Consider the following 14,870-nt stretch of genomic DNA (forward strand, 5'->3'; position numbering starts at 1 on the left):
GCAAGTACCTTTTTGCTGCGGGTCCTCGTTCGCTTCGCTCACTCGAACCGCTTGCAAAAATCTACGCTAAAAAGGCCGCCTCCACGGGCTTTGCCCGTTTCGGCGGTGAACCACTCGCTACGCTCGCGGATGCTGCTGTGGTAACGCCTTCGCCTGTACTGAACGGCAACTACAGTTTCGAATGGAACGCTGCGGAGAGGACCGAGCATCCGCGAGCGAAGCGAGCGGTTCACCGCCGGAGCGGGGTGAAACCCCGCGACGGCGGCTTTTTGGCATCATCAGAACCGCAAAGCGGTTCTGATTAGCAGTCAGAACGCGTTGCGTTCTGACAGCATCAACGGGTTTTGCCGGGGGTTGAGGCTGGCGTCGCAGACGCCAGCCGATTCCCCCGGTAAAAGAGGTTGCTGTACTTACCGATGGGGGCACGGCCACCACACTATGCGGTCGGACTGGGATCAGGCGCTGGCGTCGGAGCGACACGTCTTTTTGACCGGGACGGGCAGTGTGAGGTATGGATCCAAAGCGGGAACTCACCAGCGTCGACCTCGCCGCCCTCGTCGGGGAACTCGGGGCCTACGAGGGGGCGAAGCTGGACAAGGCCTATCTCTACGGCGACGACCTCGTCCGGCTCAAGATGCGGGACTTCGACCGCGGCCGTACGGAACTGATCATCGAGGTTGGCGAAACCAAGCGAGCCCACACGGTCGCCCCCGAGCGCGTTCCCGACGCCCCCGGCCGCCCGCCCCAGTTCGCGATGATGCTCCGCAACCGCCTCTCCGGCGCCGACTTCGCCGGCGTCGAGCAGTACGAGTTCGACCGCATCCTCGAGTTCGTCTTCGAACGCGACGACGGCACGACCCGGATCATCGTCGAACTGTTCGGGCAGGGCAACGTCGCCGTCACCGACGGCGAGTACGAAGTGATCGACTGCCTCGAGACCGTCCGGCTCAAATCCCGCACCGTCGTCCCGGGGTCGCGCTACGAGTTCCCCGACTCCCGGACGAACCCGCTGACGATTTCCCGCGAGGCGTTCGATCACGAGATGAACGACTCCGATACGGACGTCGTCCGGACGCTGGCGACGCAACTCAACTTCGGTGGCTTCTACGCCGAGGAGCTGTGTACCCGCGCCGGCGTCGAGAAGGGACTGGACATTCCGGACGCAGACGAGGACGTCTACGATCGGCTCTACGAAGCGATCGAGCGGCTCGCGCTCGACATCCGGAACGGCAACTTCGACCCGCGACTTTACCTCGAGGGCGGTGACGAAGACGACGAGGACGCCGAGAACGGACCGGACGGCAACGTCGACGACGCCGCGACCGGTGACGCCGATGCCACCGACGCACACGTCGTCGACGTGACCCCGTTCCCGCTCGAGGAGCGTTCGGGACTCGCCGCGGAACCGTATGATTCGTTCCTGAGCGCGCTGGACGACTACTTCTTCCGGCTCGAGCTGGACGACGAGGAGGAGCCGGACCCGACCGACCAACGGCCGGATTTCGGGTCGGAGATCGCCAAACACGAGCGGATCATCGAGCAACAGCAAGGGGCGATCGAGGGATTCGAGCAGGAGGCCGACTCACTGCGCGAGCAGGCCGAATTGCTCTACGCCGAGTACGGACTGGTCGACGAGATCCTCTCGACGATCCAGAACGCCCGGCAGCAGGATCGCCCGTGGGACGAGATCAGGGAGCGATTCGAGGAGGGAGCCGACCGCGGTATCGAGGCCGCCGAGGCGGTCGTTGACGTCGACGGCAGCGAGGGGACGGTCACCGTCGATATCGACGGCGAGCGTATCAGTCTCGTCACGCAGCAGGGCGTCGAACAGAACGCCGACCGGCTCTACACCGAGGCCAAGCGCGTCGAGGAGAAAAAGGAGGGCGCGCTGGCGGCTATCGAGAACACCCGCGATGACCTCGAGGACGCCAAGCGCCGCCGTGACGAGTGGGAAGCCGACGACGGCGAGAGCGCGGACGAAGACGAGTCCGACGAGGAGGGCGAGGACACCCAACGCGACTGGCTCGCGGAGCCGTCGGTCCCGATCCGCGAGAACGAACCGTGGTTCGATCGCTTCCGCTGGTTCAAGACGAGCGACGATTTCCTCGTGATCGGCGGGCGCAACGCCGACCAGAACGAGGAACTCGTCAAGAAGTATCTCGAGCCGGGCGACACAGTCTTGCACACGCAGGCCCACGGCGCCCCCGTCACCGTGTTGAAGGCGACCGATCCCAGCGAGGCCTCCTCGAGCGATATCGATCTCCCCGAGTCGAGCATCGAGGAGGCCGCCCGGTTCGCCGTCTCTTATTCGTCGGTCTGGAAGGACGGCCGCTACGCTGGCGACGTCTACGCCGTCGACTCCGATCAGGTCACGAAAACTCCCGAGAGCGGTGAGTACCTCGAGAAGGGCGGGTTCGCGATCCGCGGCGACCGGACGTACTACCGCGATACGCCGGTCGACGTGGCCGTCGGCATTCAGTGTGAGCCGTACACGCGAGTGATTGGTGGGCCGTCGTCGGCCATCGAGGACCGGGCGGTGACGACGATCGAACTCGAGCCCGGCCGGTACGCACAGGCCGACACGGCAAAGCGGCTCTACCGCACGTTCCGGGAGCGGTTCGAGGACGAGACGTTCGTCCGCAAAATCGCGAGCCCTGACCGGATCCAGCACTTCATGCCGCCGGGCGGCAGTCGGATCAGCGAGGAGTGAGTCACATCCGCGGCGATCCGCTCGGATCGACGATGGCTGCGTGACTCTCATGCCGCGTCGCTCGGGATCGGGGCGCGACCCCGACATAGACGGCTCAACACTGATTGGTGGTCCCGAACTAGCGCAGTCGATGATACCACTATTCGAGACACCCGTCCCCGCAGTGCTTGGCGGACTCGATGGGCCGGTCGTCATCGGGTGGGTTATCCTCGCCGCGATGGTAGTTGCGATCGGATTCGTGGTGTTCCTGGCGCTCGGTCCCGGCACCCAACCGTATCAGGCGGAGCAGGCCGAACCGACGCCGACGGACGACAGCGGTGTCCGCGACACGAACGCGGAGGAGCAATCGAACTCCTCGACCGAGTCTGGATCCCATTGATCGTGTAGACGCAAGTCGCTGCGACGGTTCGTGTTTCAAGCGTTTGAATGCAGGCTGCATCTGCCGGGTCCACGACTACACGACCGACCGTGAATGCACCGCCCATGGTTGACATTGATACCGACACCGACACGGAGCCGGAGCTCGGCACCGCGACGATCGTTTACGAGACGCCGGGCGAAGATGTCGAGCGAGTCACCGTCGACAACGACCGAATCGCCTACTTTCAGGATCACTGGCTGTTCGCGTACGGGACCGACGACGACGGCAACGATGTCGTCCGCCGAGTCCCCAAGGAGAGCGTCCACTACGTCGAACGCTCCGTCGAGGAGATCGAGGAGACGTTCGAATCCGGTCTCGAGAAAGCAAAGGGGAAACTCGAGGAGCTCAGGGACTGACCGTCTGTGATCCCTGCGTACTCGAGCGTGAGCGGCCGTGAGCCGTTGGATTATCGGCGATCGGACGCCGGTTCGTCCACGTGGGCCTCTCGAACCGAAATTCGGACGGTGGACCCGTCGTCGGACTCGGTTGGCTGGTGGGTTGCTTGACCCACCCCGCCACGGTTGCGTTCGCGTTCGGCGGTACGGGTCGCCCGACGCTCGGATTCGTCGAACGCCGAGCCCATTGCGATCAGGAACCCGACCATCGCAGTTACGAGCGCGACAGCACCGATCGCGACGGCACCGATCGACGCTACCGCGCCGGAGAGGACCTCTCCGGAGACCAACAGTGAGACTGCCGTCACGCCTGCAATCAACGTGAGGAGTCGGGCCAGTCGGCCGGTATCGAGCCCGCGAAAGGTTTTTTCGCCGGTGGAGTCGAGCAGTACCGCTATGATCCCGTTGTACGAATCGTCGGTCCGTGCGTTCCCGAGGGAGTGAATCGATTGTGCGATCCACACGCCGGCCGTGAAGTTGAGAAACGCGACGAACGAGACGAGCCCGAGTTGTCCGTCGATGAACAGCCCCGTCACGACCGCACCCGCAAACGTCATCGCCATGATCGCGTGGGTCAGGAGCGAACGAACGCCGAAGTCTTCTAACCGAGCCGTGTATCGCAGGTTCATACCCGAACGGAAGTCTGCAGCGAGGATAGCGTCAGTCCCTACCTATGTCAATTTATAATAACTTTCGTGAATCTCGGCTGCTGTGACTGGATTTTACACGGACACGTTAGCCCAAGAAGAGTGACGTATTCAGTTCGTTGTCGGCGACACAGTTCAATCGGTATCCGATATACTAGTATCACAAACATGTCTAGTACCCTCGAACGAGCGACGGCTCAGAGCAGGTGTTCTTCGGCCATCGAGCCGAGGAACGGAAGGCTCGTCCGCTTTCCCTGAAAGGCCGTGACCAGGAGGTAGAGCCAGACGAGCAGGAGGGCGAATCCGAGTCCCATCTGTGACAGGAACGATAGCACCGTGATCAGGAAGCCGAGGAGATCGCCGACGAGCATCGCCATGACGGTCGTCGCGACGTTGAGCACGGCGTATACCAGTATCGAGGCGACCCCGAAGACGATGCTCTGGGCGGCGTGGAAGCGCGCGAACTCGTTGTCGTCCTCGAGGAGGTAGACGAGGATGCCTGTCAGGGGCGCGAACAGGTATGATATCGCACCGAGCACGTTCTCGTCGGGACCGAGACTGGTCGCTGTCGGTTCGACGGGTTCCGTTCCGGCCACCGGATTGTTTGTCGTTGACATTAGTAACCCGCCATAGAGACGCTGACAGAGTATTTTACTGTATCGTTTATATTTCATATGAGTGGGTCAATTTACTATATGAAATAAACAGTGGGCGAATCGAGACTTCCCTCGTGCACCGGAGGAACCGACGACCAACCCGCGGCGTCGGCCACGACAGCCACACACGCGGATCGCAGGGCACTTACCGACATCCCGAGAACGAACGGCCATGCAGATCAAAGACCGGGAGCAGGTCGAGGGTGGCCGCGAGCGGGTCACCGTCGTGCCGGAGAGCGTGGACGATCTCTGGCACCTGCAGTACGTCCTCGAGCCCGGCGATCGCGTCGCGGGCGACACAACCCGGCGCATTCAGCGCAACGACGACCAGATGCGGGATACGGGCGGCGAGCGCGAGCACATGTGGGTCGCCATCGCCGTCGAGACCGTCGAGTTTCACAAGTTCGCCAACCGGTTGCGGGTCGGCGGGGAGATCGTCGCCTGCTCGCGCGAGGATCAACTCGGCTTTCACCACACGCTCAACGTCGAGGCGCGCGACGAGCTCTCGATCGAGAAGCGGTTCAAACCGGATCAGAAGGCCCGCCTCGAGGAGGCCGAGGAAGCGACGGAAAACCCCGACGTCGCCATCGCCACTGTCGAGGAGGGTCAGGCCCACGTCCACTCGGTCGCCCAGTACGGCACCGAAGAGCGAGCGACGATCACCGGGACGACCGGCAAGGGCGAGTACGCCCGCGGCCGCTCGGAGCTGTTCGAAGAGCTCGCGACGGTCCTTAAGCGCCTCGAGGTCGACGCGATCATCCTCGCCGGTCCGGGCTTCACGAAGCAAGACGCGTACAAGTACCTCGAGGAGAACGAGCCCGAGGTAGCCGAGCTGATCACGATGGTCGACACGGCGGCCGTCGGCGACCGGGGTGTCCACGAGGTGCTCAAACGCGGGGCCGTCGCGGACGTTCAGGAGGAGACCCGTATCGAGAGCGAGGCGGAGTACATCGACGAACTCACTCGGCGGATGGCCGAGGGCGCGAAGGCGGCGTACGGCCCCGAGCAGGTCCAGCAGGCCGCCGAGTTCGGCGCGATCGAACGGCTGCTCGTCCTCGACGATCGATTACAGAAAGAACGCGGTCCCGACGGCGAGTGGGCGATCAGCGTCGACGACATCGTCCGGACGACTGAACAGAAAGGCGGCGACGTAACGGTCTTCTCGAGCGAGTTCCCGCCCGGTCAGCAGCTCTCCAATCTCGGCGGGATCGCGGCATTGCTTCGGTACCGCCTCGAGTAGCGTGCGACGACGGGGCGTCTCCGTTATTCTACGTGCACTTCGTCGCTGGCCTCGATCAGCTGGATCAGTACGGAGGCGAACAGCGAGCCCGAACTCCAGAACGCGGTCTCGTTGCTGTCGCCGATCACGCTCAGGAGGATGCTATCGTCGTCGACGATAACGATTCGTCCCGACCGCTCGTCGTCCGATCGGTGTGGTGGCGGACGTTCCACGACGACGTTTTCGATGTCGGCGAAGCGGTCATGAACCGCTTTCGTTCGACTGACGACGAGTACCGCGACACCGGCCGCCGCGCGCTCCGCGATGGCCCGTTCGATCGAGTCGGTGACGAGTTCCGGGAGACGGGTCCCGAAGACGATCCGACCTTCCGCCTGCGAGAGGATATCTGCGGTTCGATCGTCGACCCGGTTGCGACCGCGAACCGTCCAGATATCCTCTTGGGTCTCCTCGCCAGTCGGCTCGTTCTTGACGGTTTCGACGTACTCGAAGGCCCGGTCCCGTTCGCGCTCGAACTGGGTCCGGAGGGTGTCCCGCGCCTCGTCGACGCTGACCGGCCGGTACCGGATCGGGTTCGACTGCTGGACCTCGAGCAGGCCCCTATTCTCTAGGCTCTCCGCGACGCTGTAGACCTGCGAGCGCGGGACGTCCGTGATCTCGGCGACGTCTCTCGCCGTCCCCGCGCCGAGCCGGTGGAGCGCGATGAACACTTTGGCCTCGTAGCTGGTAAGCCCCAACTGTTCGAAGGCGTCGACGGCCTCGTTCTGATCGCCGCTCACTCGCTGTCACCCTGCTCCGAGACTGTCCCGCCATCGCTCGCAGCCGCCGTTTCCGACTGCACACCCGACGTGTCGAACGAGACGTCCGGTCCGAAGTATCGCGTCCACACCACCAGCAGCGTCGGGAGAACGACGACGCTGGCCAGGAACGCGTAGGTGATCGTCAGCCCAGTGATGATCCCGAACTGCCGGAGCGCGGGGAGGATCGCGAAGGCGAGCGTCCCGAAGCCGCCGACGGTGGTCGCGGCACTGCCGAGCAGCGCCCCGCCGGTGCCGGTGACGGTCGTTTGTAGTGCCGACCAGACGTTCCCCTGCCGCTCGAGTTCGAGCCTGTAGCGTTCGCTGATGTGGATGCTGTAGGCGACCCCGAGCCCGACGGTGAGGCTCGTGATCATCCCCGTCAACACGTTGAAGGGCATTCCGATGAGGTACATCGTTCCCAGGATCCAGCTGACGGAGAACGCGACCGGAAGCAGGGTGATGGCACCCAGCGAGGCGCTGGCACCGGTCAGCCAGTAGGCCGCGGTGAGGAACAGGAACACCGCGACGAGCGTGATCACGAGACTCTCGAGGACGGTATCTAACAGGTCCTGTTCGACGATGTAGCTCACGATCGGATCGCCGGTGGCGATCGCACTCCAGCGACCGTCGCTTCCGTCTTCGAACTCGTCGGCCATCGTCCGCATCTCGGCGGTCGTTTCGCTGGCAGTTGCGTCCCCCTCGACACCGACGATCATCCGAGCCGATTGGTACTCCCCGCCGTCGGTCCGGTGGAGTACCTGACTCGCGGCTTCTTCATCGATCTCGTAGAGCTGGTCGTACAGCGCCGAGATGTTCTCGTCGGGGACTCCGTCGTCGTCGGTGTCGGCCGCGGTGAACGACTCGTTGAACGATTCGTTCTGTCTGGCGGTCCGTTCCATCGTCGAGAGCGGGTCCTGGATGTCGGCTTCGCCGGTCGCTAACGTGTACGCGATACCGTCGTCGTCCGCGGCGTCGGTCCGCGTCTCGTTGACCCTCGTGAGGAACTCGTCGTCGTCGACACCACCCTCGACGAGTAGCTGTGCCTGGCTGCCCTCGCGCTGGAAGTGCTGGTTGACGAACTCGAGGTCGTCCTTGGCGTGGTACTCGCCGGGGGCCATTCCGCCGGGTAGGGTTTCGGTCCACGCCGGGGGGCTCTCCGCGAGGAAGTCTTCTTGCTGGAAACTGGTGTCGACCTGCGTCGCCCCGTACGCGCCGCCCGCGGTGAGCAGGACGACGACGAGGAGGACGGCGAGGGGAATCCGACGAGCGGCGGTCGAGCCGACTGTCAGAACGTCACTGAAACGGCCGCCACCGGTCCCGAATGCCCGCTTTCGGCGGTCGAAACCGCGGGACTCGAGGAACTCGTCGATCTCGACCTTGGCGGCCGGAATCAGCGCGCCGAAGACGATCAGCGCGGCGACGATGCCGACGGAGCTGACGACTCCGAACTCGCGGATGGGGCCGATCGGACTCACGAGATTCGAGAGGAAGCCGATGACAGTCGTGGCCGTCACCCAGACGAGGGCGGCACCCACGCCGCCCAGCGCGATCGTCATCGAGCCGCGAACGGTCCCGCCGGAGCCGTCCGCTTCACGCTGCTCACGGGTCGCTTCGCTCCCCGTTTGCTGGTCCGAGACCCGCTGCGTCTCGCGTTGTTCCCGATGGCGCATGAACACGTGAATCGCGTAGTCGATCGACAGGCCGATCAGGAGGACCGGCACCGCGACGAACATCTGGTTGAACGCGATGTCCGCCCAGCCCATGAAGCCGAACGTCCAGACGAGGACGGCGACGATGCCGGCGACCCCGAGGACGATGTCCAGCGGGTCGCGGTACGCGACCAACAGCGCGACGACGACGAACAACATTGCGAGCGGGCCGACGATGGCCAGACTGTCACCCATCGATCGGTTGATCTCGTCGGTGATGACGCCGCCGCCGAAGACGAGGTAGTCCTGTTCGTGCGTCTCGGCCAACTCGCGAATCTCGAGTTGACTGTCGATGATCTCGTCGCTGATCGCGCCGCCACCCATGCCGTTTGCACCGTCGCCGGCGGTCGACTGGGTGATCGACGTCATTCGGGTGTCGGCCTGCGTACTACCCGGCTCGTAGGACGATGGCATGAACGCGATTGCGACGTTGTCATCCGCACTCTCTCCCGATAGTGTCCGATCGAGAAGTCGCTCGTACTCCTCGTCGTCCATGTTCTCGAGGGTCTCGATCTGCTCTCCGAGCGGCGGGCTCTCCTCGCTTTGCAGCGCAGCGTACTCCGCCTCGAGGACGCCGGCCGTTCCGTTTTGGTACGCCTCGTTACGCTCGGCAGTGAGCCGCTGGTACTCCGGGTCTTCGTTCGGGTTTTCGGATTGGGAGCGGATCTCGTACTGTTCCGACTCGATCTCTCGAACGCGCTCGACGCTGGCTTCGTACTGTGCGGTCTGGGTTTCGGTGAGGTTGGCTGTGGCGTTCTCGACGACTGCGTCGAACTGGCCTTCGAGTTCGGCCGACCGCGCTTGATATGTAGACTGGTTGATCGAGTCGTTCTCGTAGGACTCGTTTAACGCCTCGTACTGGCGCTGAATCCCGACCGTCTGATTGAGACCGTCCTGGAGCTGTGAACGCGTTTCGTTCAGCTCAGCGGACTGCTCGCCCCTGATCGCGCTGATCGCGACGATGTTCTCGACGCCGGTAATCGACTGGTTCTCGACGAGCGTCGAGTTGATCGACTCGTCGGCTCGTATCTCCTGTTGGAACTCGAGCGACGAAATCAGGGAGTCCTTCTCGAGAACGTTGTCGCCGCGGACGATCAACTGGACGCTGGTCGTGTTCTCTCGCTGTTCGCTCGTGAAGTTCTCGTTGATCCGCTCGAGGGCCTTTGCCTCGTCGGATTCGCTCTCGAACTGGGAGAGCGAGGAGTCGTCGTCGACCATCGGCATCCCGGCTCCGACGAGCGCCGTCAGGAGCAGGAGGACCACGAGAACGATCCGCGTGTGCCCGGTGATGGCGTCCGCGAGCCGTTCGGGAACGCTCATTCGAGTACCTCGCTGTTCGTGTGAGCGAATTGGGTGGGGACCATGCTGTTGTTACGATCCTACAAACTCGACTGTATATACGTGTTTGGAAGTTACGTCAACAGCTCTGGATATCCGGCTGACTCACGACAGGCTCGAAGAACGAGGGTGTTCCGGAGCGAAAAACTGAGTCGTCGGCGCGGTCGTAACTGCGACGATTGCTCGACAACGATTACGTGATCGAGATCGTCTGGAGGTCCTCGGCGAACCGAACGTCGCCGTCGTAGTGGCTGCCGATCGACTCGAGCATCTCGTCGTGGCGGCCCTCGGTGTGGGGATAGAGATGGGTCAGATAGACTCGGCCGATCTCCCGGCCGGCCAGTTCCCGACCGAGCGCGTCGGGCGTCGGGTGGTTCGAGACGTCGACGTCGTCGGGGAAAGAACAATCGTGGGCAAGGATCCCCGAGCCCTCGGCGAAGTTCGTCAGTCCCGCGAAGGCCTCGCTGTCGCCGCTGAACGTGAAGAGATCGCCAAAGCGGTAGGCCAGACACGGCAGCGAGTGTCGAGTCTCGTAGGCGGAGACGTCGAATCCGGCGACGGAAAATTCGCCGGCGACGACCTCGCGAACCTGTATCTCGAGTTTGTCCTGCATGTACTCGTAGACGTCGAGCAGGTCGTCGACCAGCGCCTTGGTCCCCTGCGGGCCGACGACCTCGAGGTGCTCCTCACCGGCGAGCCAGCGGGCTTTCATCAGCGGGAGCAGGTCGGCCACGTGATCGAGGTGGTGGTGCGTCAAGAGAACGGTCGAGACGTTCTCGTAGCCGACGCCGGACTGCTGGAGCCGCTGGAGCGAGCCGGCACCGCAGTCGATCAGCAGCGTCTGGCCGGCTTCCTGCACGAGAATCCCCGCCTGAAACCGATCCCCCGTAGGCATGGCGCTTCCAGTACCGAGAAAGGTGACACGCATACGAGGGTGTGGAACGCCCGAGCCGATAAGGGTACCTTTCGTCGTCCTCGTGGTACCGCTCGTCCGCCAGAGAGCGAAGCGGGAGCGTGCTACCATTTCAGATCGGATCGGAAGGATGATCGCATCCGAGCGGCGGGGCCTGAACCGGTGGAAACCGGGGTCGTAACGGTATCGCGAGCGCGCTCGAGTCGCCCGAACGGCACAAAGATTCAAGCGATTTGACTCCCCAACGTGGAGTATCGTTCGATGTATCCGATTTCGACGCGTCGCAGCCGCCAGCGCTCGAGCAGTGAGCGTCCCGCCGCTGCCGACGATATCGCCCACGCCACCGACCGGCGAGTGAGACGATGATCGGCTACCTCGATGACTCGTTCCCGCCGGCGGTCACGAAGACGACGCTGTACCGAATCGTCGGCTGGATCCTGCGGGTGTACGTCGCCAGCCTGCTGATCGTCGGCGTCTACAGCCTCCTGTGGATCCTCGAGGTCGCCGGCATGCTTCCCGGGCGCTGGCTGTCGACGGTGTGGCTCGGCGTCGCCGCGACCGGCGTCATCTTCCTCATCCTTCTCGTTCCCCTCTATTACGTGGCTCGAGCGACCGATCGCTGACCCCGAATCGGTCGTCGACCGCGTCGTCTGTGCTCGGCCGCCCGGCCGGACCGAGCTTTCGGCGGATTTATCGCCGCGTCGATCCGACCGACGAGTACGAATACCTCCATGACAGTCGTTCTCGCCGGCGTCGGCGCCGACAGCACGAACGTCGGCGCGTTGGCCCCCCTCTACGACGACGGCCGCTTCGAGTACGTTCCGATCCCGGAGAAAACTCCCGACACGGCGGAGTCGGAAACCCTCAGCTCGTGGGATCTCCGTGCCGGTGACGGGACCGCAGCGGATCTGACGACCCGTATCACGCCCCAGCCGGTCCACGACGGGACCGAATCCGTCACTGGCGACGCGCTCGCGGACTGGCCGCTCCATCGCGATCCGAACTTCGAGGCGCTGACCTACGGTGAACACCGGACCAGCGGCTACGTCTCGCGGCTCCGCGCGCTCGAGCCGGGAGATGTCGTCGGCTTCTACGCCGGACTGCGTCGACCGGGCGGGGAGCGCGCCCATCGGTACTTGATCGGGTATTTCACCGTTGAGGAGGTGGCCGTCGTCGGCCCCGAAATGTCTCCCGACGAGCGCGAGGCAATCCTCGACGCACATCCGGAGAACGCGCACGCGAAACGCGCCCAGGGCAGCGATCTCTACCTCGAGAAGCCGGTCGTCATCGTCGACGGCCGCACGCCCGGCGGCCTCTTCGAGCGGGAACCGATCCGGCTCAGCGACTACTACGTCGCGGCGGGCAACGAACGGCCGCAGTACTACCTGCGCGACGAAATCGCGTCCGAGTGGAACGTCCGCGCCGGCGGGTCGAACATGATGTTCAAGCCGGCCTATCGCTGTGCCCTCTCGGGGTCGGCGTTTCGGGAGATGGTGGGGATTCCGGGAGCTGGTCGGCATTCCGGGAGCACGAGCGATGATGACTCCAATCGTGAGTAAGGGCAGCGGCAGACGCGCATTGTCGCTCTCGGCCGACCGGGGGCAAGCGCCGAGTTTCACTCCCACTCGCCACCGTCACGGTCAGTCGAGAACCGAGACGAGCTCGTCGAAGTTTTCTCCCGGCGTTACCGCCGTTGCAGGACCACGGTAATCGACGACATCGTGCGCCTCGAGTTTCGGGAGGTGATTATGGACCAGTGCGACGGTGATCGTTCGTCGAGCGGCCAGTCCGGAACCGTCACGTTCGAAACCGCGATCAGATGTGACGATGCAGCGGGCCAGTTCTCGGGGTGTCACCTGATCGCTCGTCCGAAGTACGTCGAGAACGGACCGGCGCGTCGGGTGCGAACAGAGCGTCCGGACCGTCTCCGCCTCGAGGGTCTGCGGGTGAGACTGGGACAGACAGTATCCATTCTCGCGAACCGGCACAGCGATATCCCCTACCCAGTTAGGCACGGTTCGTCGATTCGATTCCGGTTCCGCATCGATCGGTTTCATGTAGCGATACGTCAAAGGACGGGGCAGTGACGACTTCCGACGACACGACGCGGCGACACGAGCGCGTCGAGCGCCACCCGACGCCCGGACCGCGCAACTCGCTGGCCCACTGGACCACCGCCCGCGGCCCCCTTCGAGTCGCGATCAACTACATCGTCGTCTGGCTCGTGCGGATCTCGCCCAGCCTCCGGCTCAAACGCTGGCTACTGCGGCGTATCGGCGTCACGGTCGGCGAGGGGGTCTCGTGGGGCCTCGAGGCCACGCCCGACGTCTTCTGGCCGGAGTTGATCACCGTCGAAGCGGATGCGATCGTCGGCTACGATGCGACGATCCTCTGTCACGAGTTCCTCCAGGACGAGTACCGGACCGGCGAGGTCGTCGTCGGTGAACGAGCGATGATCGGGGCCGGCGCGATAATCTTGCCCGGGGTCGAGATCGGCGAGGGAGCCCGGATCGCGGCGAACTCGCTCGTGACCCGCGACGTACCGCCCGAGACGACGGTGGCGGGTGTTCCGGCCGAGTCGATGGGCGAACCGAGTTCCGGCGGGCGGGATTGACGTTCGGTCTCGAGCGAGCGAACACGGGTCGCGCGCGAGTGGCTACTGGCGCGCGAGTATCGATCCTCAGATCGGCGATTCACTGGTCACTGGTGGGTGTGACGAAGCGGAAAAACTGGCCCAAAACTCAACCGTGGCCCCAGAACCGGGGCCTACAGCGACGACCAGGACTTGCGGGCGACGTTCCAGGAGGTGATGTCCGCGATCCAGCGGGCGGCGATCATCTTCTTCAGGTTCTTCGCCGGGTAGCCGCCGAAGGTGTCGACGGGCAGCGAGATGCCGAAGGCGGGCTTGACGCCGTGGGCGACGGCCTTCTCGCCGACGGAGATGACGGTTCCCTTGTCCTCGTGTTCCCAGGTCTTCAGTGGGCGGTTCTCGATTGCGCGGGCGATGTTCTCGCCGGCGACGTCCGCGGCCTGCCAGGCAGCCTGTGCCGTCGGCGGCGCGGGCTGGTCGCCCTGATCGATGATCGCCGAGTCGCCGATGGCGAACACGCGCTCGTCGGAGGTCTGGAAGTTCGCCCCGGTGGTCACTCGGTTGTGTTCGTTCTCGAGGTCGACATCGTCCATCGCGTCGCGACCCGTGATCCCGCCGGTCCAGACGAGCACGTCGTGATCGAGTGGTTCGCCCTCGTCGAACTCGATGTGGTCCGCGGTGGCCTCGGTGATCGGGTCGTCCGTGTGGATCTGGACGCCGGCCTGCTCGAGCAGGTCGCGCAGCGCCTGCTGGACTTCCGGATCGTTGCCGGGGAAGATCTCCTCGAGCGCTTCGACGAGGTGGATCTCGATCGGCGCGCGGTGATTGTCGCGGAACTCCGCGATTTCGCCGGCGGTCTGGATGCCCGAGAGGCCCGCACCGCCGATGACGACCTGTGCGGGATCGCCGCGCGTCGCCTCCTGGCTCGCTTCGGTGACGGTCTCGTTGATCTCGAGGGCGTCGTCGAGGCTCTTCAGCGTCAGGGAGTGCTCCTCGAGGCCGGGGATGCCGTAGTAGGCGGTCTGGCTGCCGAGACCGACAAGAACGTAGTCGTAGTCAACGTCGTCGCCGTCGGCGAGTTCGACGGTCTGTTCGTCGACATCGAGACCGGTAACTTCGTCCTGAATGAACCGGGTCGACGGATCCGCGATCCGGTTGACCGGGAACGTGATGTCCGAGCGGACGTCCGGATCCCGGATCACGCGGTGAGATTCGTGCAGAACGAGGTGATAGTCGACATCAGCGATCCATGTCAGCCGAGCGTTGCCTTCGAGCTCCGATTGGAGCTTGTTGACCGTACCGGTACCGGCGTAGCCAGCACCGAGCACGACGACGTTCTCAGTCATATGCAACACTGCGAAACACTATGATACAAAGGTGTTGAAACGGGAATCAGTGTGTCTTCGGTTCTCATGGCGGAGCGTCGCTCGTGGAGCCGGTTCGAACCCTCTCAC

14 protein-coding genes are annotated in these 14,870 nt (G+C 64.1%); 7 read left to right on the forward strand and 7 right to left on the reverse strand.

Going from position 1 to position 14,870, the window contains the following annotated elements; all coding sequences use genetic code 11:
* Positions 1-511: 511 nt before the first annotated feature.
* The 3 genes from rqcH (at position 512) to ACEWFR_RS00365 (ending at position 3,487) form a co-directional block, all read left to right on the forward strand.
* Positions 512-2,710: a ribosome rescue protein RqcH gene (gene rqcH, locus ACEWFR_RS00355; RefSeq protein ID WP_374059182.1), complete on the forward strand. Its 2,199-nt coding sequence runs from the start codon at positions 512-514 to the stop codon at positions 2,708-2,710.
* Positions 2,711-2,840: 130 nt separating this feature from the next.
* A complete protein-coding gene (locus ACEWFR_RS00360) occupies positions 2,841-3,089 on the forward strand; it encodes a hypothetical protein (RefSeq protein ID WP_374059183.1) in 249 nt (82 codons plus the stop codon).
* Positions 3,090-3,193: 104 nt separating this feature from the next.
* A complete protein-coding gene (locus tag ACEWFR_RS00365) occupies positions 3,194-3,487 on the forward strand; it encodes a hypothetical protein (protein WP_374059184.1) in 294 nt (97 codons plus the stop codon).
* A gap of 50 nt (positions 3,488-3,537) precedes the next feature.
* On the opposite strand, the gene ACEWFR_RS00370 is transcribed toward ACEWFR_RS00365, so the two are convergent.
* On the reverse strand, positions 3,538-4,155 hold the full coding sequence (locus tag ACEWFR_RS00370) for a hypothetical protein (RefSeq protein WP_374059185.1): 618 nt from the start codon (positions 4,153-4,155) through the stop codon (positions 3,538-3,540).
* A gap of 215 nt (positions 4,156-4,370) precedes the next feature.
* Positions 4,371-4,790, reverse strand: a complete 420-nt coding sequence (locus ACEWFR_RS00375; protein ID WP_374059186.1) for a DUF4870 domain-containing protein — start codon at positions 4,788-4,790, stop codon at positions 4,371-4,373.
* Positions 4,791-5,001: 211 nt separating this feature from the next.
* On the opposite strand from ACEWFR_RS00375, the gene ACEWFR_RS00380 reads away from it, so the two are divergent.
* Complete coding sequence (locus tag ACEWFR_RS00380; protein ID WP_273742179.1) at positions 5,002-6,069, forward strand: mRNA surveillance protein pelota; 1,068 nt, start codon at positions 5,002-5,004, stop codon at positions 6,067-6,069.
* A 23-nt stretch (positions 6,070-6,092) separates the two neighbouring features.
* On the opposite strand, the gene ACEWFR_RS00385 is transcribed toward ACEWFR_RS00380, so the two are convergent.
* The 3 genes from ACEWFR_RS00385 to ACEWFR_RS00395 form a co-directional block, all read right to left on the reverse strand.
* On the reverse strand, positions 6,093-6,845 hold the full coding sequence (locus tag ACEWFR_RS00385; protein ID WP_374059187.1) for a TrmB family transcriptional regulator: 753 nt from the start codon (positions 6,843-6,845) through the stop codon (positions 6,093-6,095).
* Complete coding sequence (locus ACEWFR_RS00390; RefSeq protein ID WP_374059188.1) at positions 6,842-9,895, reverse strand: MMPL family transporter; 3,054 nt, start codon at positions 9,893-9,895, stop codon at positions 6,842-6,844. The genes ACEWFR_RS00385 and ACEWFR_RS00390 overlap by 4 nt, the downstream gene beginning before the upstream one ends.
* Before the next feature lie 211 nt (positions 9,896-10,106).
* On the reverse strand, positions 10,107-10,841 hold the full coding sequence (locus ACEWFR_RS00395; RefSeq protein WP_374059189.1) for an MBL fold metallo-hydrolase: 735 nt from the start codon (positions 10,839-10,841) through the stop codon (positions 10,107-10,109).
* 347 nt (positions 10,842-11,188) lie between these two features.
* On the opposite strand from ACEWFR_RS00395, the gene ACEWFR_RS00400 reads away from it, so the two are divergent.
* Together ACEWFR_RS00400 and ACEWFR_RS00405 are read left to right on the forward strand one after the other, a co-directional pair.
* The gene (locus ACEWFR_RS00400; RefSeq protein WP_374059190.1) at positions 11,189-11,449 is read left to right on the forward strand and encodes a hypothetical protein; all 261 of its coding nucleotides are present in this window, start codon (positions 11,189-11,191) and stop codon (positions 11,447-11,449) included.
* Between the two features lie 108 nt (positions 11,450-11,557).
* Positions 11,558-12,385, forward strand: a complete 828-nt coding sequence (locus ACEWFR_RS00405; RefSeq protein ID WP_374059191.1) for a hypothetical protein — start codon at positions 11,558-11,560, stop codon at positions 12,383-12,385.
* Between the two features lie 81 nt (positions 12,386-12,466).
* Here the strand turns inward: ACEWFR_RS00405 and ACEWFR_RS00410 are convergent, their stop codons facing one another.
* Positions 12,467-12,841 (reverse strand): hypothetical protein, encoded by a 375-nt coding sequence (locus ACEWFR_RS00410; protein ID WP_374059192.1) that lies wholly within the window; start codon positions 12,839-12,841, stop codon positions 12,467-12,469.
* Positions 12,842-12,909: 68 nt separating this feature from the next.
* Here ACEWFR_RS00410 and ACEWFR_RS00415 point away from each other — a divergent pair, with 68 nt between their 5' ends.
* Complete coding sequence (locus ACEWFR_RS00415; protein WP_374059193.1) at positions 12,910-13,440, forward strand: DapH/DapD/GlmU-related protein; 531 nt, start codon at positions 12,910-12,912, stop codon at positions 13,438-13,440.
* A gap of 152 nt (positions 13,441-13,592) precedes the next feature.
* Here the strand turns inward: ACEWFR_RS00415 and ACEWFR_RS00420 are convergent, their stop codons facing one another.
* Positions 13,593-14,762 carry an NAD(P)/FAD-dependent oxidoreductase gene (locus ACEWFR_RS00420; RefSeq protein ID WP_374059194.1) on the reverse strand — a complete coding sequence of 390 codons (1,170 nt, stop codon included), beginning with the start codon at positions 14,760-14,762 and terminating at the stop codon, positions 13,593-13,595.
* Positions 14,763-14,870 lie beyond the last annotated feature (108 nt).

The organism is Natrinema sp. H-ect4 (assembly GCF_041894845.1).
Lineage (GTDB): Archaea > Halobacteriota > Halobacteria > Halobacteriales > Natrialbaceae > Natrinema.